The organism is Paenibacillus vandeheii (assembly GCF_030433635.1).
GTDB classification, from domain to species: Bacteria; Bacillota; Bacilli; order Paenibacillales; family Paenibacillaceae; genus Paenibacillus; species Paenibacillus vandeheii.
The window spans coordinates 50,478-68,980 of sequence record NZ_JAROCD010000022.1 but is presented as its reverse complement, the minus strand read 5'-3'; the positions used below and the strand labels follow the sequence as shown (position 1 = coordinate 68,980).

Annotated in this window: 20 protein-coding genes; 1 reads left to right on the top strand and 19 read right to left on the bottom strand. The window is 48.7% G+C overall.

Annotation, left to right across the window (positions count from 1 at the left end):
• Positions 1 to 311: 311 nt before the first annotated feature.
• Positions 312 to 869, bottom strand: a complete 558-nt coding sequence (locus tag P5G61_RS29915) for a hypothetical protein (protein ID WP_363325776.1) — start codon at positions 867 to 869, stop codon at positions 312 to 314.
• Between the two features lie 77 nt (positions 870 to 946).
• Here P5G61_RS29915 and P5G61_RS29910 point away from each other — a divergent pair, with 77 nt between their 5' ends.
• Entirely contained in the window at positions 947 to 1,546 is a 600-nt protein-coding gene (locus P5G61_RS29910) for a TetR/AcrR family transcriptional regulator (protein ID WP_301249805.1), read from the top strand.
• 155 nt (positions 1,547 to 1,701) lie between these two features.
• On the opposite strand, the gene P5G61_RS29905 is transcribed toward P5G61_RS29910, so the two are convergent.
• The 18 genes from P5G61_RS29905 to nadB form a co-directional block, all read right to left on the bottom strand.
• A complete protein-coding gene (locus P5G61_RS29905) occupies positions 1,702 to 3,039 on the bottom strand; it encodes a TrkH family potassium uptake protein (protein WP_301249803.1) in 1,338 nt (445 codons plus the stop codon).
• Positions 3,040 to 3,227: 188 nt separating this feature from the next.
• On the bottom strand, positions 3,228 to 4,745 hold the full coding sequence (gene lysS / locus P5G61_RS29900) for a lysine--tRNA ligase (RefSeq protein ID WP_053778900.1): 1,518 nt from the start codon (positions 4,743 to 4,745) through the stop codon (positions 3,228 to 3,230).
• A 121-nt stretch (positions 4,746 to 4,866) separates the two neighbouring features.
• The gene (gene greA / locus P5G61_RS29895; RefSeq protein ID WP_024633746.1) at positions 4,867 to 5,343 is read right to left on the bottom strand and encodes a transcription elongation factor GreA; all 477 of its coding nucleotides are present in this window, start codon (positions 5,341 to 5,343) and stop codon (positions 4,867 to 4,869) included.
• Positions 5,344 to 5,587: 244 nt separating this feature from the next.
• Entirely contained in the window at positions 5,588 to 6,607 is a 1,020-nt protein-coding gene (dusB, locus tag P5G61_RS29890) for a tRNA dihydrouridine synthase DusB (RefSeq protein ID WP_301249802.1), read from the bottom strand.
• A 134-nt stretch (positions 6,608 to 6,741) separates the two neighbouring features.
• Entirely contained in the window at positions 6,742 to 6,945 is a 204-nt protein-coding gene (locus P5G61_RS29885; RefSeq protein ID WP_029881414.1) for a helix-turn-helix domain-containing protein, read from the bottom strand.
• Complete coding sequence (gene folK, locus P5G61_RS29880) at positions 6,897 to 7,445, bottom strand: 2-amino-4-hydroxy-6-hydroxymethyldihydropteridine diphosphokinase (RefSeq protein WP_301249801.1); 549 nt, start codon at positions 7,443 to 7,445, stop codon at positions 6,897 to 6,899. Before folK ends, P5G61_RS29885 begins: the two co-directional genes overlap by 49 nt.
• A 9-nt stretch (positions 7,446 to 7,454) precedes the next feature.
• Entirely contained in the window at positions 7,455 to 7,817 is a 363-nt protein-coding gene (gene folB / locus P5G61_RS29875; RefSeq protein WP_285080637.1) for a dihydroneopterin aldolase, read from the bottom strand.
• 102 nt (positions 7,818 to 7,919) lie between these two features.
• Complete coding sequence (folP, locus tag P5G61_RS29870; protein WP_301249798.1) at positions 7,920 to 8,783, bottom strand: dihydropteroate synthase; 864 nt, start codon at positions 8,781 to 8,783, stop codon at positions 7,920 to 7,922.
• Positions 8,780 to 9,664 carry an aminotransferase class IV gene (locus P5G61_RS29865; RefSeq protein ID WP_301249796.1) on the bottom strand — a complete coding sequence of 295 codons (885 nt, stop codon included), beginning with the start codon at positions 9,662 to 9,664 and terminating at the stop codon, positions 8,780 to 8,782. The genes folP and P5G61_RS29865 overlap by 4 nt, the downstream gene beginning before the upstream one ends.
• 2 nt (positions 9,665 to 9,666) lie before the next feature.
• Positions 9,667 to 10,242, bottom strand: coding sequence for an aminodeoxychorismate/anthranilate synthase component II (pabA, locus tag P5G61_RS29860; RefSeq protein WP_301249794.1), 576 nt, complete (start codon positions 10,240 to 10,242; stop codon positions 9,667 to 9,669).
• 48 nt (positions 10,243 to 10,290) lie between these two features.
• The gene (locus P5G61_RS29855; protein ID WP_301249792.1) at positions 10,291 to 11,862 is read right to left on the bottom strand and encodes an anthranilate synthase component I family protein; all 1,572 of its coding nucleotides are present in this window, start codon (positions 11,860 to 11,862) and stop codon (positions 10,291 to 10,293) included.
• Entirely contained in the window at positions 11,859 to 11,990 is a 132-nt protein-coding gene (locus tag P5G61_RS29850; RefSeq protein ID WP_256984815.1) for a hypothetical protein, read from the bottom strand. Before P5G61_RS29850 ends, P5G61_RS29855 begins: the two co-directional genes overlap by 4 nt.
• Before the next feature lie 12 nt (positions 11,991 to 12,002).
• Positions 12,003 to 12,941 (bottom strand): cysteine synthase A, encoded by a 939-nt coding sequence (gene cysK, locus P5G61_RS29845; protein ID WP_301249791.1) that lies wholly within the window; start codon positions 12,939 to 12,941, stop codon positions 12,003 to 12,005.
• Between the two features lie 339 nt (positions 12,942 to 13,280).
• The gene (locus P5G61_RS29840; RefSeq protein WP_301249789.1) at positions 13,281 to 14,231 is read right to left on the bottom strand and encodes a peptidyl-prolyl cis-trans isomerase; all 951 of its coding nucleotides are present in this window, start codon (positions 14,229 to 14,231) and stop codon (positions 13,281 to 13,283) included.
• Positions 14,232 to 14,255: 24 nt separating this feature from the next.
• On the bottom strand, positions 14,256 to 15,146 hold the full coding sequence (gene hslO / locus P5G61_RS29835; RefSeq protein WP_301249788.1) for an Hsp33 family molecular chaperone HslO: 891 nt from the start codon (positions 15,144 to 15,146) through the stop codon (positions 14,256 to 14,258).
• A 95-nt stretch (positions 15,147 to 15,241) separates the two neighbouring features.
• On the bottom strand, positions 15,242 to 16,012 hold the full coding sequence (locus P5G61_RS29830) for a type III pantothenate kinase (RefSeq protein WP_024633734.1): 771 nt from the start codon (positions 16,010 to 16,012) through the stop codon (positions 15,242 to 15,244).
• 6 nt (positions 16,013 to 16,018) lie between these two features.
• Complete coding sequence (nadC, locus tag P5G61_RS29825) at positions 16,019 to 16,885, bottom strand: carboxylating nicotinate-nucleotide diphosphorylase (protein ID WP_301249787.1); 867 nt, start codon at positions 16,883 to 16,885, stop codon at positions 16,019 to 16,021.
• Positions 16,882 to 18,501, bottom strand: a complete 1,620-nt coding sequence (nadB, locus tag P5G61_RS29820; RefSeq protein ID WP_301249786.1) for an L-aspartate oxidase — start codon at positions 18,499 to 18,501, stop codon at positions 16,882 to 16,884. The genes nadC and nadB overlap by 4 nt, the downstream gene beginning before the upstream one ends.
• Between the last annotated feature and the right edge of the window lie 2 nt (positions 18,502 to 18,503).

The following is an 18,503-nucleotide window of genomic DNA, read 5'->3' as shown; positions in this document are numbered from 1 at the left end:
CAAGCAAGATCGTTACTCACTCGTTGTTCAGTTTTCAAAGATCAAACTTGTTTCGTTACTAAGTTTCGTTCATCTCAACAACTTTTATATCTTATCACATCCGAACCAACTTTGCAAGCTCTTTTTTAAGTTTCTTTCGAAGCTTAGTTGTTTCGCTTGCCGCACCGTGTTTCTCGTGTTTTCTTGGCCGGAATTAGAATATACCATGTACAGATTCGGAACGCAAGCTTTATTTTCAATAAAGTTTATCATGCAGATCATCCTATCTTCCATGGATGATCTGCATGAATCCTGCTTACTACAATTCCATGTTACTTCATTTTCTTCACAGGCATCTTCCTCGGCCATAAGCTATAACTGAAACTGATTATAAAATCGATCCCCAATATGATTCCCCATACTCTTATGAGATTAGAGAATGCCGCAGTACGCTCCGCATCACCAATCCACCAGATCATTGCGAGCAGGAACAAGCTACCTATGCTCCACGCCATTAGATGTCTAAGCCATCCCACTCTCTCACGACTAGCATGCTCGCTACCGTACACCTTGTTGCTCCGAGGATGTTCTCCACCTTTGAACCAGTACAAGAAGTAACGATCAGCCCAAGCGATCATCTGATGACCATATGCAATACTTGCTCCTATATATATAGCTGCAATGCCATGAACCATACTTGCTGTAGCTCCACGCTGAAGATCCATCACCGTCGCAACCATAAGAAGAACATCCACAATGGGTGTTGCCATTAACAGAGCTATTCCCATTCTTTTCATCCCGAGCAGATAACGCACACTCAGACCTGCAGCGACAAATACCCAGAAAGCAATCTCACATCCAATAATAAAATAGGCAATCAAATAATTCACTCCTTTTATAACACGAATGTATTAAATACAATTTAACACGTTTGTATTATAATAATCAACAATGATATACTACTTTTATGCCTAAAATAGTTGATCATGATAAACAACGTCTGCTCGTAGCCGAGGCAGCCTGGCGCGTCATCCGCAGAGATGGCATGGAACAGGCCTCCGTTCGAAATATTGCCGTAGAAGCTGGCATTTCACCCGGGTCTATGCGCCACTACTTCTCAACCCAATCGGAGCTACTCCTATACGCAATGAATCTGGTATCCGACCGGGTTTCGAATCGAATCAGACAGATATCCTTTGATGCTTCTCCATTGGAGAATATGAAGCTTCTGTTGTTAGAACTCTTGCCTAATACGGATGAAAAAGTGGCCGAAATGGAGGTGTGGTACGCTTTTACAGCCAAATCCAAGACCGACCCCGCTCTCAAAGAGCATGCCGACAAAGTATATGATGAACTCAGACACGCGATGGCTACGGTTATTACCTACCTCATAGAGCTCAATCTCTCCCGGACAGGCCTCGATAAGGAGCTGGAAATTGAACGGCTGTACGCACTGGTCGACGGTTTGGGAATTCATGCAATTCTTCGTCCCGACCAAATGAACACCAAGATCATGGAGGACATCCTTACCATGCATCTTGCAACGTTATTCCGGGATGCAGAATAAAAGAATCGTTCAAAAGATTAATACAGCTCTATCCTTCGCACAGCAGGGCCGAGTAAATGCGACTTTTGAAACAAAAAAACCGTCAGGCATCAATTGTGACTAACCTAATGAATCATAATAGGGTTAGTCTCCTAGATGTGTGACGGTTTTTCTTTTTATCCAATAATAATCCGGCCCTCCGGATGGCGGTACAGTTTTTTCTCTTTGCGTGGACGAAGCGCGTATGCGATGGTTAGAGGCCCAATACGTCCTATAAACATCGTGAAGGCGATAATTACTTTTCCCCATACCGTTAATTCATGCGTTACTCCTACCGACAGACCAACTGTCCCAATCGCCGAGGCCGCTTCAAACATAAGTGAAAGGAACGGTGCATCCTCTGTCGTAAGTAGTAGCACGACCACAACCATGAATATGATCAAGGAAACCATAATAATCGTCAATGCTCTCATCAGCAGCTCCTTTGGAACACGTTGACGGAAAAACACGATATCTTTATTACCGCGAATCATGGCATACACCGCTCCAATCATGATCAGGAACGTTGTTGTTTTGATTCCGCCCCCGGTTGATCCTGGGGATGCCCCAATAAACATCAACAGAATGAAGAAGAACTGGGTAGCCTGCCTCATCTGGGCAATATCAATGGTGCTCGTACCCGACGAACGTGTGGAAACAGACTGGAAGAAGGAGGCGTAGATCTTTTCGCCCCAACTAAGAGAAGCCAGTGTGTGCCCGTTAGTGAACTCAAATACAAACAGTACAACCGCACCGATACCAATCAGCGCACCTGACACGGACAACACCAGTTTGGACTGTAACGACAAACGACGACGCTTGCGGAACTCAAACAAATCATTCAACACCACAAATCCGAGTCCCCCCGATATAACCAGCACGGAAGCTGTTACGTTAACCAACCAGTCCCCCGTATAATACTGAAAACTATTGCCGAACAGATCGAAACCACCATTATTAAATAATGAAACCGAGTGAAAAGCACCATAATACACGGCCTGCCAAAAAGGCATTTCCGTTGCCCAACGTAGGGCCAATATAACAGCAGCCACCCCTTCAATGGTAAACGAAAAGATTAGCACCTTGCGGATAATACGTACAATGCCTTCCATACTGTCAGCGTTGATAGCCTCTTTCAGTAGCAGCCTGTCCTTAAGCGAGATTCGTTTGCCCAATACCAATGCAAACAACGTTGCGATCGTCATGAAGCCAAGTCCACCTAGCTGCATAAGCACCATAATCACGATTTGACCAAACAGGTTGAAGGTTGTTCCTACATCCACGACGACCAGTCCGGTCACGCATGCGGCAGAGGTAGACGTAAACAGCGCATCAATAAATGCCAAATGCTGGCCGCTTTGATTGGAGATGGGCAGCATGAGCAGAATCGTACCGATCGTGATAATAAGCATGAAACCACCAACCAGAATCAGTGGGGGTGATAGGAATTTAGCAATGTGAAGCCTAAACTTCATGAAGGGCACCTCTTTTAACGTAATACAAACAGGTAGGCAAGAAGATCTGTCACCATATTCATGGCAATCATGTAGTTTCGACGAATCTGTCACTTCGATGCCTATGTAAACCTAAAGAGGAACTTGCCACCAGCATCATACTGAACGGCAGGTTCCTCTTCTATTATGAACGGGTTAAACGTTCCTATTTAATCCTGAGTACGAGGACGCATGTGCGGGAAGAGCAGTACGTCACGAATGGACGGCGAATTGGTCAACAACATGATCAGACGGTCAATACCGATTCCCAGTCCACCTGTTGGTGGCATACCATATTCGAGCGCACGGATGAAATCATCATCCATTTCGTGTGCTTCGTCGTTTCCGTGTTCTTTCTCCAGCAATTGTGCCTCAAAGCGCTGACGCTGATCAATTGGATCATTCAGCTCCGTAAAGGCATTGGCATGCTCACGTCCAACGATAAACAGCTCGAAGCGGTCCGTGAAGCGTGGATCTACATCGCTTTTCTTCGCCAGCGGAGAAATCTCAACCGGATGCCCCATAATAAAGGTTGGCTGAATCAACGTCTCTTCTACAAAATGTTCGAAGAATGCATTCAGAATATGACCAAATGTCATATGCTTTTCAACCGGAACCTTATGTTCTTTCGCCAAACGGTGAGCTTCCTCGTCCGTCATATGCACGGAGAAGTCTACGCCTACAACTTCCTTAACCGCATCTACCATCGTTACACGGCGCCATTGTGGCGTAAGATCCACTTGATAGTCTGCATATTGGACAACTTGCGTGCCCAGCACTTCCTGTGCGATATGAGCAACCAGATTCTCAGTCAAACGCATGATATCCTGATAATCGGCATATGCCTCATAAAGCTCAATCATCGTGAACTCAGGGTTATGACGTGTCGACATCCCTTCATTACGGTATACACGGCCGATCTCGTATACTTTCTCCAGACCGCCTACAATCAGACGTTTCAAGTGAAGCTCGATCGCAATCCGCATGTACAATTCCATATCAAGCGCATTGTGATGCGTAATGAATGGACGCGCAGCGGCTCCACCAGCGATGGTGTGCAGCGTCGGAGTTTCCACTTCCAGATAGCCCAGGGAATCCAGGTAACGGCGCATCGATTGAATGATTTTGGAACGAGTAACAAAGGTCTGTTGCACTTCGCGATTCATAATCAGGTCAACATAGCGCTGACGGTAACGCAGCTCTACATCAGCTAGTCCATGATATTTATCCGGAAGTGGGTAAAGTGACTTGGACAAAACTTCGAGATTTTGCACCTTAACTGAAGTTTCACCTGTCTTGGTTTTGAAGATTACCCCAGAAACACCTACAATATCCCCCAGATCGAGCAGGCTGAACGCGGCGTATTTGTCTTCCGGCACAGTATCCTGACGAACATAGATCTGGATTCTGCCGCTCAGGTCCTGAATATGTGCAAAGCTCGCTTTACCCATTCCCCGCTTCGCCATAATCCGTCCGGCAATACTGACTTCGATGTGCTTCTCTTCCAGCTCTTCCTTAGTCAGTTCTTCATACTTCTTCAGAATGGAGCCGGCTTCTTCCGTACGTACGTATTTTTGGCCAAAAGGGTCGATCCCCAATTTGCGGAGCTCGTCCAATTTGTCGCGGCGAATTTGTAAAAGCTCACTTAGTTCGGTTTCGGTTTCCTGATTCAAGACTTCATCCGTCATGATCTATATTCATCTCCTTATTTACATTGCAGGCATCTTCCGAGGTATTCTGCCTCAGATGTTGAAAAAAGCTTCCCTAAGGAAGCTTTTGTCTCCGTACCCGACTGCTTCATTGCTTATATTACTTCTTGATGTCTAAAATTTTATATTGAATTACGCCAGCAGGCACACTTACATCAACAACCGTACCTTTTTTCTTGCCCAGGATGGCTTTGCCAACAGGGCTTTCGTTCGATATTTTGTTCTGCAGCGGATTGGACTCCGCAGTACCTACGATTGTATATTCCGTGATATCACCGAATTCCAAATCTTCTACAGATACTGTTGCACCCACGCTTACGGCTTCGGTATCGATCTCATCGCTGTTGATAATCCGTGCGTTCCGGAGCAATTTCTCCAAAGTAATAACGCGGCCTTCAATGAAAGCCTGTTCGTTCTTCGCGTCTTCATATTCGGAGTTCTCACTAATATCTCCATACCCGATGGCAACCTTAATCCGTTCAGCCACTTCGCGGCGCTTCACCGATTTCAGCATTTCCAGTTCTTCTTCAAGCTTCTTAAGTCCCTCTGGTGTAAGGATAACTTCCTTATCGCTCATCTCAACCGATTCTCCTGTCATGGGAATAATTTGATTGCACGGCAACGGAACCAGTGCTGTTTACAGAGCTCCGCCCGCATACATCTTCAAAACTATATGAAGTTCTCCGGAGAAACAGAACGTTCCTCCTGATGCACTAGCCTTATGACGCACATGGCGAATTTATACTGTGAAATTATAGGGTAACGGTCTCGAAAAGTCAATGTTACGCCCCCTACGGCTGTAAACGTTTTACAGCGGCAGATCAGGATGCATTTTCGGCTACTGCCGGTTCTGACTCCAGATTGCCTTCGATATGCAGCTGGTCTACAAAATTCTTCAGAATGTGCACCATCTCATCACGTTTGGTTTCTTCCATAATAACGTCCTTAATGCGGGCGGATCCTTTCAGACCTTTTAGATACCAAGCCAGATGTTTACGCATCTCACGCACAGCAACAGCCTCACCCTTCAATGCAATCAGGCGGTCCATATGCAAAATGGCAACCCGAATCTTCTCTTCCCCGTTCGGGTCGGGAAGCAGTTCGCCGGAGCTCAAGTATTGAATGGTGCGATACAACATCCATGGGTTACCGAGAGCGGCCCGACCGATCATAACGCCGTCACAACCTGTTTCATCCAACATACGACGGGCATCTTCCGGTGAAGATACATCTCCGTTACCGATAACCGGGATTGAGACAGCATCTTTGACATTTTTGATGTGTGACCAGTCCGCTGTACCCGTGTAGAGCTGCTCACGTGTACGTCCGTGCACACTTACCGCCTGTCCGCCAGCGCGTTCAACCGCAAGGGCATTCTCAACCACGTAGATATGCTCGTTATCCCAGCCGATCCGCATCTTGACTGTAACTGGCTTATCTACCGCGTCCACTACAGCAGATACCATCTCATAAATTTTGTTCGGATCAAGCAACCAGCGCGCACCTGCATCACAGCTCGTCACTTTTGGCACAGGGCATCCCATGTTGATGTCGATGATGTCAGCATTGGTTTCTTTGTCCACAATTTTGGCTGCTTCTACGAGGGCTTCACGATCTCCCCCCCAAATTTGCAGGCTCAGCGGTTTCTCCCGCTCATCTACAAACAACATCTCACGTGTCCGCTTGTTACCATGCACGATGGCTTTGCCACTCACCATCTCCGCACATACGAGGCCTGTTCCGAATTCTTTTGCAATTAGACGAAAAGCCGGATTACACACGCCAGCCATCGGCGCAAGTACGACCTGGTTTTTCATTTCAATGTCACCAATTTTAAGCACGGTAGTCGTTCCACTCCTTTTTAAATCCGACTTTTGTATGAATCCTGGTTGTGTTTAGTTTCTTAATGCTTCTTGCTGTATAAAGTATAAAATCAACGAATGATGACGATGTTTTCTTGTTAATAAAAACGGCGCTAGCTTCCCTGTAATTCTTCAATGCTAATCGACAGTACCCCTGCAATAAGATTGAGCTCCCGTTCTGCTACTTTACGGTTGCCTCGCTCAATCATACCCAGAATGGCCAGCGATATGCCCGTCTCGGCAGCAAGTTCCTGTTGTGTTAAACCTTTCAGCTTCCGGAAAGCCCGGATTCGATTGGCCAATTGCACGTTTTCCAAAGCTGTATTCCATCCTTTCCATCCAGTACAGACAACGATGATTGTACAAAGGTATACAAACCTGAATGCTCATCTTCGGTTACGATGTCAGCCAGTGGTACCAATACAAACGCCCGTTCACCCATCCGTGGATGCGGCAATTGCAGCCGTTCGGTATCACGCGTCACTCCATCCATCCAAAGCAGATCCAAATCGACTGTACGAGGGCCCCAACGGATATCACGCACCCGTCCAAGCCGTGTTTCAATATCCAGCAGTTCCGTGAGCAGCTGCTCCGGCAAAAGTGTAGTCTGTACCGCCGTTGCCATATTCAGAAATGCTGGCTGGTCCACATAACCTACCGGCTCCGTCTCATACAGCGCAGAACAGCGCAGGACGGATATATGAGGATGTGCATCCAGCAACGTTAACGCCTCAAGCAGCGTCTGTTCCCGGTCACCCAAATTAGCCCCTAAAGCAATATAAGCCTCTGAAGATTCAGAGGTCGAATGTGCGATCATGATCGGTTCTCACTTTCTTGTGCGGCGAAGCTCTACAGTTACGCCCCCAAAATGAATATCGAACGGCGGATGCGGCTTCGTCACCTTGACTGTCAATGCATTGATAATAGTATAAGTGTCTAGTAAAGAAGATGCAATATGTTCGCCCAAAGCTTCAATTAACTGGAATGATTTATGTTCAACGATCTGTTTCACCAGCTCATGGATTTCTGCATAATTGATGGTTTTGGTCAAATCATCGTTACGCCCAGCCTCACCCAGATCCATATCGATCTCCAGATCAATATAATAACGCGCCCCCAGCTTCCGTTCCTCGGCAAATACGCCGTGATATCCGTAATACTCCATTCGATGCAATACCATTCGATCCATAAGTTCCGCCTGCCCTCTATATATAATGAAATCATGGTTGGATATTCGTTTCCATTGCAAAACGCTGCGCTTCTACTAAACGGGTCACCGGACCCGTCAGCATCAGTTCCTCCGCAAGCCTGGAGATGCATACAGCATGGCATCACACATATCCACCGTACGCCGCATCGGCTTCACATCATGAACCCGAACCATCTGGCAGCCTTGCGCTATGCCAAAGGCAACCGTAGCAGCTGTACCTTCCAGCGCATCATTCGCCTGCACCTGTAAGGTGTTCTGGATGAACCTTTTACGCGAGGTTGCCAGCAGAACGGGGTAACCCATCTCATTGAGCAACCCAAGCGATGACATGAGCGTTAGATTTTCGTTCAGATCTTTCACAAATCCAATGCCCGGGTCCAAAATAATCTGGTCAGGATGTACTCCAGCCTCCAGCGCAATCTGTACACTCTCCTGAAGATCGCCGACCACATCATTCAGATAATTCGTATAGTCTCGTTCTTGCCGATTGTGCATCAGGATCAAAGGACAACCCAGTTCTGCGGCAGTACGTGCCATCTTCGGGTCAGCCTTGGCACCCCATACATCATTGATGATGTGCGCTCCCTCCTGAATGGCCTGACGAGCTACTTCTGCTTTATAGGTGTCTACCGATATAGGGATATGCGGGGCCTGCTGCCGCAGTGCTTCAATGACCGGAATGATCCGGCTGAGCTCCTCATCCGCGCCAACGAACTCTGAGCCTGGACGAGTGGACTCTCCTCCAATATCAATGAGATCAGCGCCGTCCTCCATCATTTGAATCGCGTGAGCCACCGCTCGCTCCACACGGATATAACGTCCTCCATCCGAGAAGGAGTCCGGTGTGACATTCAGAATGCCCATAATAAGTGTACGTGTGCCAAGTTTTAGCTCTGCTGGCCCCCACGCATAATTCCGTTCATAGATGACTGGTGTAAGTGTCATGAAGTATACCCCGCTTTCTGCCGGTACATACCCAGAAGCGCTTCTGTAACCGGGCCTATATGTCCGCTGCTGATTACCGTTTCCATTCCATCCTGATCCCGCAATGTCGTAACTGGAACGAGTTCAGCAACGGAGCCTGTCAAAAAGATCTCATCTGCCTGCAGCAGTTCCTCCCAAGGGAATAAGCCTTCCTGGCAAGGCATTCCTTGCTGAGCTGCAAGCTCCTGTACAACGGCTCTGGTGATTCCCGGCAAAATGCCAGTCCCAAGTGCTGGCGTGTAGAGTATGCCCTTTCTCACCCAGAACACATTGCTGACAATTCCCTCAGCTACATGCCCATCTCGGGTGAATTGCAGTCCTTCCGCACTCTGCACATACTGCCCGTATCCGTTCAGCTCCCGTTTCGCCATAATGCTGTTCATGTAATGCAGCGATTTGAACCGCACTTCTCCTTCAGGCGTGTTACGGGGCGTAGACAAACGTTGAAGCATTTTACCATTTTCGTATAGCGATGGGGAGGGTTCAGGTAGTGCTTTTGCCAATACGATGTGATTGGGTTTTACATAATCCCCCGAAGGTAACCCGAGCGGGGCCTCTCCCGCGGATACCGTATAGCGCACATAGGCCTCCTGGAGTTCATTAGCAAGCAACAGGTTTTTGATCCAGTCCGTTACCTCCGCTGCGGTTGTTGTAAAAGGAATGCCCAGTTCTCGGCACCCTGAAGCCATTCGCTCCAAATGTCGTTCCAGCAGGAAAGGAACCCCTTGATACGTCCGAAACGTCTCGAACAATCCAAGCCCGTACAAAAAGCCGTGATCCGTCACCGGAACCACGGCTGCCGCCATATTGACCAATTCTCCGTTTATCGCGGCATATTTCATCGTTATACCTTTACCTGTTGAGACAGGAAGTTACGCAGCATTTGATGACCGTGATCCGTAATGATGGATTCGGGATGGAACTGGACACCTTCAATTGCATATTCCTTATGACGCAAGCCCATAATCTCGCCTTCCGCCGTCTCGGCTGTAATCTCCAGACAATCTGGCAGACTGCTGCGCTCTACAATCAGTGAGTGATAACGTGTTGCCGTGAAGGGAGACGGCAATCCGGTAAATACGGATGTTCCGTTATGGTGCATCTCCGATGTTTTGCCGTGCATCATACGTTCCGCACGAATAACATTACCTCCGAACGCCTGTCCAATTGCCTGATGTCCCAGACAAACGCCAAAGATCGGAATGCTGCCCTTGAAATGCTCAATGACTGCCAGACTGATGCCTGCCTCATTCGGCGTACAAGGACCGGGTGAGATCAAAATATGATCAGGTGCCAATGCCTCGATGCCTGCCATATCAATTTCATCATTGCGGCGAACTTCCACCGTCTCCCCCAGTTCACCCAGATATTGAACCAGGTTGTATGTGAAGGAATCATAATTGTCGATGACCAGTATCATATCCTTGTTCCTCCTATTCTTCCGTCTGCACAAAAGACGGCTACTTCATTATTTTAATTTAACCGCTTCGGCTTCCTCACTATAATTCACAGCTCTCATCATGGCTCTTGCCTTGTTGAGGCACTCCCTATACTCCCGATATGGATCAGAATCAATAACAATGCCTGCTCCTGCCTGAACATACCCCATACCGTCCTTAATGGAAAGCGTGCGAATGACGATGTTCAACTCCATGTTCCCACTGTAATCCATCCACCCAATCGAACCTGTATACGGTCCGCGGCGCACAGGCTCAAGTTCTTCAATGATTTCCATGGTTCGAACTTTGGGTGCACCCGTAATTGTTCCACCGGGGAATGTCGCTGCGATCACATCAAATACGGATAGTCCGTCGGCCAGCGTTCCCTCCACCTGAGAAACCAGATGCATGACATGCGAATACTTCTCGATCGTCATCAGTTCCGGCACATGGACCGATCCATAGGCCGCAATTCGTCCGATATCATTCCGCTCCAGATCGACCAGCATAATATGCTCTGCCCGCTCCTTCTCACTGTTCAGCATCTCGGCGGCCATCAACTCATCCTCAGCTTCATCACGCCCTCTTCTCCGTGTGCCTGCGATCGGACGTGCGCTCACCTTGCCATGATCGACTTTGACGAGCAACTCGGGCGAACCGCTCACCAATTGGAAATCAGGACTCCGCAGCATTCCCATGTAGGGAGATGGGTTCACAAGTCGAAGCCACTCATAGATGTGTTCGGGACTAGACTTCAGAAGCTTCTCCTGCCTCAGAGACAAGTTCACCTGAAAGACATCCCCTTGCCGGATATATTCCTGCACAGTGCGTACTGCCTGCTCAAAATCTTCTTGAGGAAAAGAAGTATGCCACCCTTCGGTTTCCCGCTCCGAGTCTGCTGTCTGTGGAGTACGATGGATCTGACTGTTGCGATGCTCCAGTGCCTGCTGTTGATCTTCTGCCTGTGCAAATCCCAGAATATGCAGCCAGCGCTGCTGCATGGCTGCTGCTCGCTCTTCTGCTTCTGTGTAAAGTCTGCGCAGATCGGCCTCCACCTGATTTGGCTGCACAGGCATGTGCACCATACAGAACAAGGCCTGTTGCTCATGATCATACGCCCATACTTCTTCAAAACGCATCCACCAATAATCCGGCAGAGCCGGGTTATCTTCAGCCAGTGTCGGCAGTTTCTCCAGCGATCTGGCTACGTCATAGCTGAGATAACCCGCGCATCCGCCGCCAAAATCCGGAGCCCCGCTCACCTTTGGTGCGCTGTATGGCGCAGCCCATCTCTTTAATACTTCAAGAGGCTTACCGTTGTCTGTCGACGTGGATCCATCTTTCAGATCGTGAATAACAGTTTCATTTCCTTTGCCGGAAATAACGGATACAGGGTGTAATCCAAGGAAGGTGTACCTGCCCCCCTTGCCGTTCTCCAGCACCATTGCATAAGGGGATGCCTGCTGCCAGGCCCCTTCCCACGTTAACGGTAAACCGCCATGATACGGCCCCTTATCCGACTTGATCATGTAAGGCATCATGGTCCAGCCTTGTCCTGCCCATTCGGTCCAGTCGGCGTATGTTGTCATCAGGTGTGTCATTGCGGTTTGCCGCCTCCATCTGTCGCTAGTTCTATTGTCTGATAGTATACTAAAGCACCGCTGCTTTTAAAAGCATTCAGCAAAAAATCCTCCACACCCGGCATGCGGGCAAGGAGGATTTGTTTCATCTCTTGTTAATCTTAAGATTCGAAGTTGTAAAGTGGTGTGCTCAGGTAACGTTCGCCATTACTTGGTACGATAACCACAACACGTTTGCCTGCGCCCAGCTGTTTAGCCACTTGCAGACCTGCACGAATGGCTGCACCGGAAGAAATACCGGACAGGATGCCCTCTTCCTTCGCTACCTGACGAGCAGTCTCGAATGCATCATCATTTTCAATGTGAATGATTTCCTCATAGATTTCCTGATCCAGAATCTCAGGGATAAAGTTGGCACCGATCCCCTGAATTTTGTGAGGACCTGGTTTACCGCCTGCCAAGATTGGCGAAGCTGCTGGCTCAACGGCAACGATTTTAATCCCAGGGAAGGCTTCTTTCAACACTTCACCTGTACCTGTAATTGTTCCGCCTGTACCGATTCCTGCAACGAAAGCATCCAACGTACCGCCTACAGATTGAATCGCTTCAACAATCTCAGGGCCAGTCGTTTCACGGTGGATCTTCACGTTGGCTTTATTTTTAAATTGCTCAGCCATGAAATAGGATGGATTTTCCTTAAGCAATTCCTCTGCTTTTTTAACTGCACCATTCATACCTTCAGCTCCCGGTGTGAGCACAAGCTCAGCTCCGTAGGCGCGAAGCAAGTTACGACGCTCCATGCTCATCGTTTCCGGCATAACAATAACAGACTTGTAGCCTTTGGCTGCAGCCACCATAGCCAGTCCAATTCCGGTGTTACCACTTGTTGCTTCGATGATGGTATCACCTGGTTTCAGCTTGCCTTCTTTTTCCGCTTCTTCGACGATGCTAATCGCGATCCGGTCTTTAACGCTTGAACCGGGATTCTGGTATTCCAATTTCACGAACACTTCAGCACTGCCTTCAGGTACAATACGGTTCAGACGAACAAGCGGAGTACCTCCGATAAGTTCTGTTACGTTATTAACTACTTTAGCCATATGAATGCCCTCCTTAGTGGGATGAATACTACTTAAGTCCTGTTGCCATATACATGTGCGGCCGAGCAGCCTCTAGATGTTATAAAAGAACTACGGAAATCCGTTATTGGGTCCATTCCGTCTACAACAAACCGGACAGGGCCTGAGGTTTCCGAAGATTTCTTTGTTCATATAAATCGTTTTATTCCGAGTAAACGAGTAGGTATTTGATTATTTTTATCTTATCAACGTTATACCCTATTGTCAATATGAGTACTCAAAAAAATACTCTGCCCTGGGCCCTAAGGCCGTAGACAGAGTATTTTTATCACGATGCAGCAATACGTGCGCTTGTAGGATTCAGGATGCCGGAATCTCAGCGATGACGACAGCTTCATACTTGTTGCGCAGCCTTTCCTCCACCTGGGGCAGCGGATCAGCCTGGCTGAGAGCCAGCTGCATCCGAATCTCTTCGCGGACCTCTTCTGCGGGTTGCACCTGACGCTCTTGTTTGTCGTTCACTCTAATGATGGCGTAGCCCTCTTCTACCTTCACTGGCCCTGCAATATCGCCAACGTCCAGTTGAGCTGCAAGTTTGAGAATTTCTTTGGACTGGAACGGATCGTTCTGCTCAATCCAGCCCAGCCGCCCGCCCGCATCGCGAGAGTAGCTATCCGTCGATTCACTGCGTGCAGTTTCTTCAAAGTTTGCTCCCTTGTCGAGCTCATCCAGCACCGATTCTGCTTGTTCCTCTTCCTTCAACACAATGATAGACAGATCGTATTTCTCCGGTGAAACATAGTCTTCATGGTGTTCGTTCCAGTAACGTTCGATATCTGCATCCTTGATCTGGATACCGCTTGTGGCAATTTTCTCAAGCAGAAGTCGGTATCCCGCTTCCAACTCAAGATCCTGCCTGGATAAACCGAGCTGGGACTGCATTTCGTCAAAATAAGCCTTCTCCGAGTCATATCCATCCATAGCCGCAGCAATTTCTTTCGCAATTTCCTTGGGACTTACCGTCAAATTACGATCCACCGCTTCTGCATAGACAGCTTTGCGGTTGAGCATCTGGAGCAGCAATTCACTGCCATAACGCCGTTTCAAGGCCTCAGTCCATTCCTTGTCCGTGATGACCTCGCCATTAATTGTTGCTACCGCACTTCCATCTTCCTGATTGGCATCCTGAGGCGATTCTGCCCCATCACGTCCAGTCCGTAATCCTTGCACAATCATAACCGAACCCATCACCAGCATTCCAAGCGTCAAGACAATTACAGCCGTCCATAACCCTTTTTCCTGTCTTGTCATTCCGCGTCCCGTCCCCGCATAGAATCAGTTCTTGGCTTGCTCTAGAATGGTCTCAAGTTGTTCCTTGTTGAAATCGTAAGCTTCGTTACAGAATTGGCAGACCACTTCAGCCTGGCCTTCTTCCTCAATCAATTGTTCCATTTCCGATTGACCTAGACTGATCAACGTTTTCTCTACCCGCTCACGTGAACACTCACAGTGGAAATGAATATCCATTTCTTCCATGATCTGTACATCCGGCAGTACGCGGCGAAGTAACTCTTCCAGTCCATGACCCTCATCCAGCAGCGATGTTACCTGCGGCATCGTACCGATGGCCTTTTCAATCACGGTAATCTCATCATCCGTCAAACCTGGCAGCAACTGAACAATGAATCCACCGGCTACAATCACCGAATTGTCGGTATCCACCAGTACGCCAACACCTACGGCAGAAGGCGTCTGCTCCGATTTGGCAAAATAGTACGTAAAGTCTTCGCCAAGTTCTCCCGAAATAATCGGTACACTGCCGCGATAAGGCTCTTTCAGCCCCAGATCCTTGGTTACGTTCACGAATCCTTCGGTTCCGACCGCGCCAGCAACGTCCAGTTTGCCCATACTATTGCTCGGCAGATGGACATGCGGATTGCTTACATAGCCACGTACTTCACCCTTCGCATTAGCATCGGCAACAACCTGTCCAATGGGACCATCGCCTTTGACCTGAATAGTCAGCTTCTCTTCTCCCTTAAGCATAGCACCCATAATGGCTGCTGCTGTAACCGTACGCCCCATAGCAGCTGTAGCCGTGGGAAACGTATCATGTCTTCTGCGCAGTTCCTCAACCAGTTCCGTCGTCTGCACAGCAAAGGCTCTAACTCTTCCATTCATTGCTGTACCGCGAATTAACCGGTCTTGCTTGTTGTTGTTTTCCAAGTCATTCAGCCTCCTTTGGCGTAATTGCCAGTTATAGAAAAAACGGCATAACATATACGACTGTAACCCCAGCCCGCTGTTTGCCGTCTCTGTTCTTACCTTTCCCGGTTCCGCTCATAAACGATACGCAGCCCTTCAAGCGTAAGCAGCGGATCCACTTCATCGATGCTGCGTGTTTCTTCTGCAATCAGCTTGGCAAGGCCTCCGGTTGCAATGACTCTGGGTTTGGCTCCCATTTCCTCGCGAATACGCTCCACAATGCCGTCCACCTGACCTGCATAACCATAAATAATGCCGGCCTGCATGGCATGAATAGTGTTGCGACCAATAACTTTCTTGGGCTTCTCCAGTTCAATGCGAGGCAGTTTGGATGCTCGTTCATAGAGCGCTTCGGTTGCGATATGGATGCCGGGTACAATAGCCCCGCCCAGATAATTTCCTTTCTCGTCAATACAGTCAAATGTAGTCGCTGTACCGAAATCGACCACAACGAGAGGGCCGCCATACTTCTCAACGGCTGCTACTGCATTAACAATGCGATCCGCGCCAACTTCACGCGGATTCTCATACCGCAGGTTCAGGCCGGTTCTTATACCAGGCCCAACGAGTAACGGTTTTTTGCCTACGTATTTTTCACACATGGCTTCAATCACATTCACCAGTGGCGGAACCACGGATGAGATGATCACACCTTCAATGTCGCGTGTTGAAATACCCGACATATGAAATAAATTATAAATCAATACGCCGTATTCATCCACTGTCGACTGACGGGATGTGCTCAGGCGAAAATGGTGGAGCAACTCCCGGCCCTGATACACGCCGAGGACGATGTTGCTGTTGCCCACGTCTACCACAAGAATCAAAGAGGTTCACCCCTCTTTCTTTTCGTTTAAATCCAGGCTAATATCCAGGCTCTCAAAAGAGTAGGTTAACCTGCCAACTGAAATTACATCCACTCCGCTCCCAGCAATACCACGAATGGTATTTAGCGAGACGTTGCCCGATGCCTCAACCTTCACATGCGGAGCCTGCTCACGAATAAGAGCAACAGCCTCACGCATCCGATCCGGGTGCATGTTATCCAGCATAATGATATCTGCTCCAGCCTGCAAGGCTTCTCTGACCTGTTCCAGGTTTTCGGTCTCCACTTCAATGGTCATCGTATGTGGAATGACGGCTCGCGCACGCTGTACCGCTTCGGTAATCCCGCCTGCACCCTTAATGTGGTTATCTTTAATCATGACCGCATCATAGAGGCCGAATCGATGATTTGCTCCGCCACCAACCCGCACTGCATATTTTTCAAGGAAGCGGTGTCCCGGTGTTGTTTTACGAGTGTCGACCAGTCGTGTAGAAAGGCCTTCCAACGCATCCACATAAGTACGTGTGCGGGTAGCGACACCCGACATGCGCTGCAGCAGGTTAAGAGCCAAGCGCTCTCCTGTAAGCAAGCTATGTGTGCTGCCTTCTACCTCTGCCAAAATCGTACCATGCGTAACGGTATCACCGTCTTTTACCATCGGTGTGAACACAAGGCTGGGATCCACTACCTGAAACACAAGTTCTGCTACCGTAATTCCTGCAATGATCCCATTGTCTTTGGCATGTATAACGGCTTTGGATTGACTACCAGCGGGTATCGTCACGCTTGTGGTAACATCCCCTGCACCGACATCCTCACGAAGCCAGTTTTTGATTGATTCGATGAGTCCTTCATTATATCCGTTCAGTATCATGACATCAATTCCTCCACAATCGCTTGTTCTCGCTGCTGCAGACTATGCTTCTGCCACACGGCATCGTCACGCTGCGGGAAATCCTCACGGTAGTGGGCTCCCCGACTTTCCTCACGGTGTAAGGCTCCCGTTGTAACCAACCAGGCACAGGTCAACAGGTTGGCATATTCCATCTCTTCTTTGTGCGTAAATATCTGATCAAAAAATTGCAATTCCTGTTGCAGTTTCTCCATCGCCCCTTGCAGGTTTGCACCATTCCGGCGCAGCCCCACCTGCCGCACCATCATTTTTTGTAAACGCAAGCGTCTTTCGGAAACCGGTTTCTGCTCTTCCTGTCTTCCCCTGCGAAAGCTTGTTGATGCGGGAATCGTTGTCTGTACAGGAGCAAGCGAAGGCAGGGATTGAATACGATCAACGATTCTCCGTCCAAATACGATTGCTTCAGACAGAGAGTTACTCGCCAGGCGATTAGCTCCATGTACTCCTGTAGAAGATACTTCCCCGCAGGCAAATAACCTGCCGATGCTGCTCTCTCCGCTAAGATCCGTCTTCACTCCGCCCATCATGTAATGTGCTGCAGGAGCGACTGGAATCCAGTCTGTTGTCATATCCAGCCCGTAACGCATGCAAGTCTCATAGATGGTAGGAAACCGATGTTTAATCATCTCTGCCGGCTCATGAGTGATATCCAGATATACAAATGTACTGTTCGTCGATTCCATTTCACTGACGATAGCCCGGGCTACGATATCACGTGGTGCCAGTTCAAGCTGTGCATGATACCGTTCCATGAAGCGCTCACCTTTCACATTACGCAAATAGGCTCCTTCGCCACGTACAGCCTCGGACACCAGGAAGCGTGGTGCGCCTGGATAACAAAGGGAGGTGGGGTGGAACTGAATAAACTCCATGTCCCGGATAACCGCTCCGGCACGATAGGCCATTGCCACACCATCTGCTGTAGCCACTTCCGGATTAGTTGTGTAACGATACAACTGCCCCGCCCCGCCAGAGCATAGTACAGTTGCTTCTGCCTTCACAAATACTTGCGAACCATCAGCCTTCTGAACCAACGCACCTATACATTCTCCCTGTTCTGTAATCAGGTCAATGACAAAATGCTCATCCCACACTTCAACCCCAGGATGTTCATTCGCCTGTGCAGCCAGCGCACGTACAATCTCATATCCCGTTGCATCCCCATTGGCATGCAAAATACGGCGGTGGCTGTGCGCACCCTCCTGCGTCAACGCCAACTCGCCGTTCTCCAGATCAAACAAAGTACCCAGACGAATCAGTTCCTTCACTCCGTCCGGGCCCTCGTTCACCAATGCTTCTACTGCTTCGGAGCGGCATAATCCCGCTCCTGCAACAAGTGTATCCTGCAAATGGTAGGCAGGTGAATCATCCTCAGCAATAACCGCAGCAATGCCCCCCTGCGCATACCGGGTGTTACTTTCCAGTAACGACTTCTTCGTGATCATCAATACACTGCGTTGTTCGCTCGCCTTGATCGCAGTAAACAAACCAGCAATGCCTGAACCAATAACCAGCACATCCGTCTCCACCATCGGCAGCGCGGACAGATCAAAATCCACTAAATATTGCGGTATCATGT

What these genes read in the sequence shown, in the direction of transcription:
- nadC (WP_301249787.1), bottom strand. Translation starts at nt 16,885, where the DNA reads ATGATACTGAACGGATATAATGAAGGACTCATCGAATCAATCAAAAAC.
- greA (WP_024633746.1), bottom strand. Translation starts at nt 5,343, where the DNA reads ATGAGCGATAAGGAAGTTATCCTTACACCAGAGGGACTTAAGAAGCTT.
- folP (WP_301249798.1), bottom strand. Translation starts at nt 8,783, where the DNA reads ATGACACTTACACCAGTCATCTATGAACGGAATTATGCGTGGGGGCCA.
- lysS (WP_053778900.1), bottom strand. Translation starts at nt 4,745, where the DNA reads ATGACGGATGAAGTCTTGAATCAGGAAACCGAAACCGAACTAAGTGAG.
- P5G61_RS29910 (WP_301249805.1), top strand. Translation starts at nt 947, where the DNA reads ATGCCTAAAATAGTTGATCATGATAAACAACGTCTGCTCGTAGCCGAG.
- P5G61_RS29865 (WP_301249796.1), bottom strand. Translation starts at nt 9,664, where the DNA reads ATGAAATATGCCGCGATAAACGGAGAATTGGTCAATATGGCGGCAGCC.
- pabA (WP_301249794.1), bottom strand. Translation starts at nt 10,242, where the DNA reads ATGATACTGGTCATCGACAATTATGATTCCTTCACATACAACCTGGTT.
- P5G61_RS29850 (WP_256984815.1), bottom strand. Translation starts at nt 11,990, where the DNA reads ATGAAACAAATCCTCCTTGCCCGCATGCCGGGTGTGGAGGATTTTTTG.
- P5G61_RS29905 (WP_301249803.1), bottom strand. Translation starts at nt 3,039, where the DNA reads ATGAAGTTTAGGCTTCACATTGCTAAATTCCTATCACCCCCACTGATT.
- nadB (WP_301249786.1), bottom strand. Translation starts at nt 18,501, where the DNA reads ATGATACCGCAATATTTAGTGGATTTTGATCTGTCCGCGCTGCCGATG.
- P5G61_RS29855 (WP_301249792.1), bottom strand. Translation starts at nt 11,862, where the DNA reads ATGACACACCTGATGACAACATACGCCGACTGGACCGAATGGGCAGGA.
- folK (WP_301249801.1), bottom strand. Translation starts at nt 7,445, where the DNA reads ATGATCGCACATTCGACCTCTGAATCTTCAGAGGCTTATATTGCTTTA.
- P5G61_RS29840 (WP_301249789.1), bottom strand. Translation starts at nt 14,231, where the DNA reads ATGACAAGACAGGAAAAAGGGTTATGGACGGCTGTAATTGTCTTGACG.
- folB (WP_285080637.1), bottom strand. Translation starts at nt 7,817, where the DNA reads ATGGATCGAATGGTATTGCATCGAATGGAGTATTACGGATATCACGGC.
- cysK (WP_301249791.1), bottom strand. Translation starts at nt 12,941, where the DNA reads ATGGCTAAAGTAGTTAATAACGTAACAGAACTTATCGGAGGTACTCCG.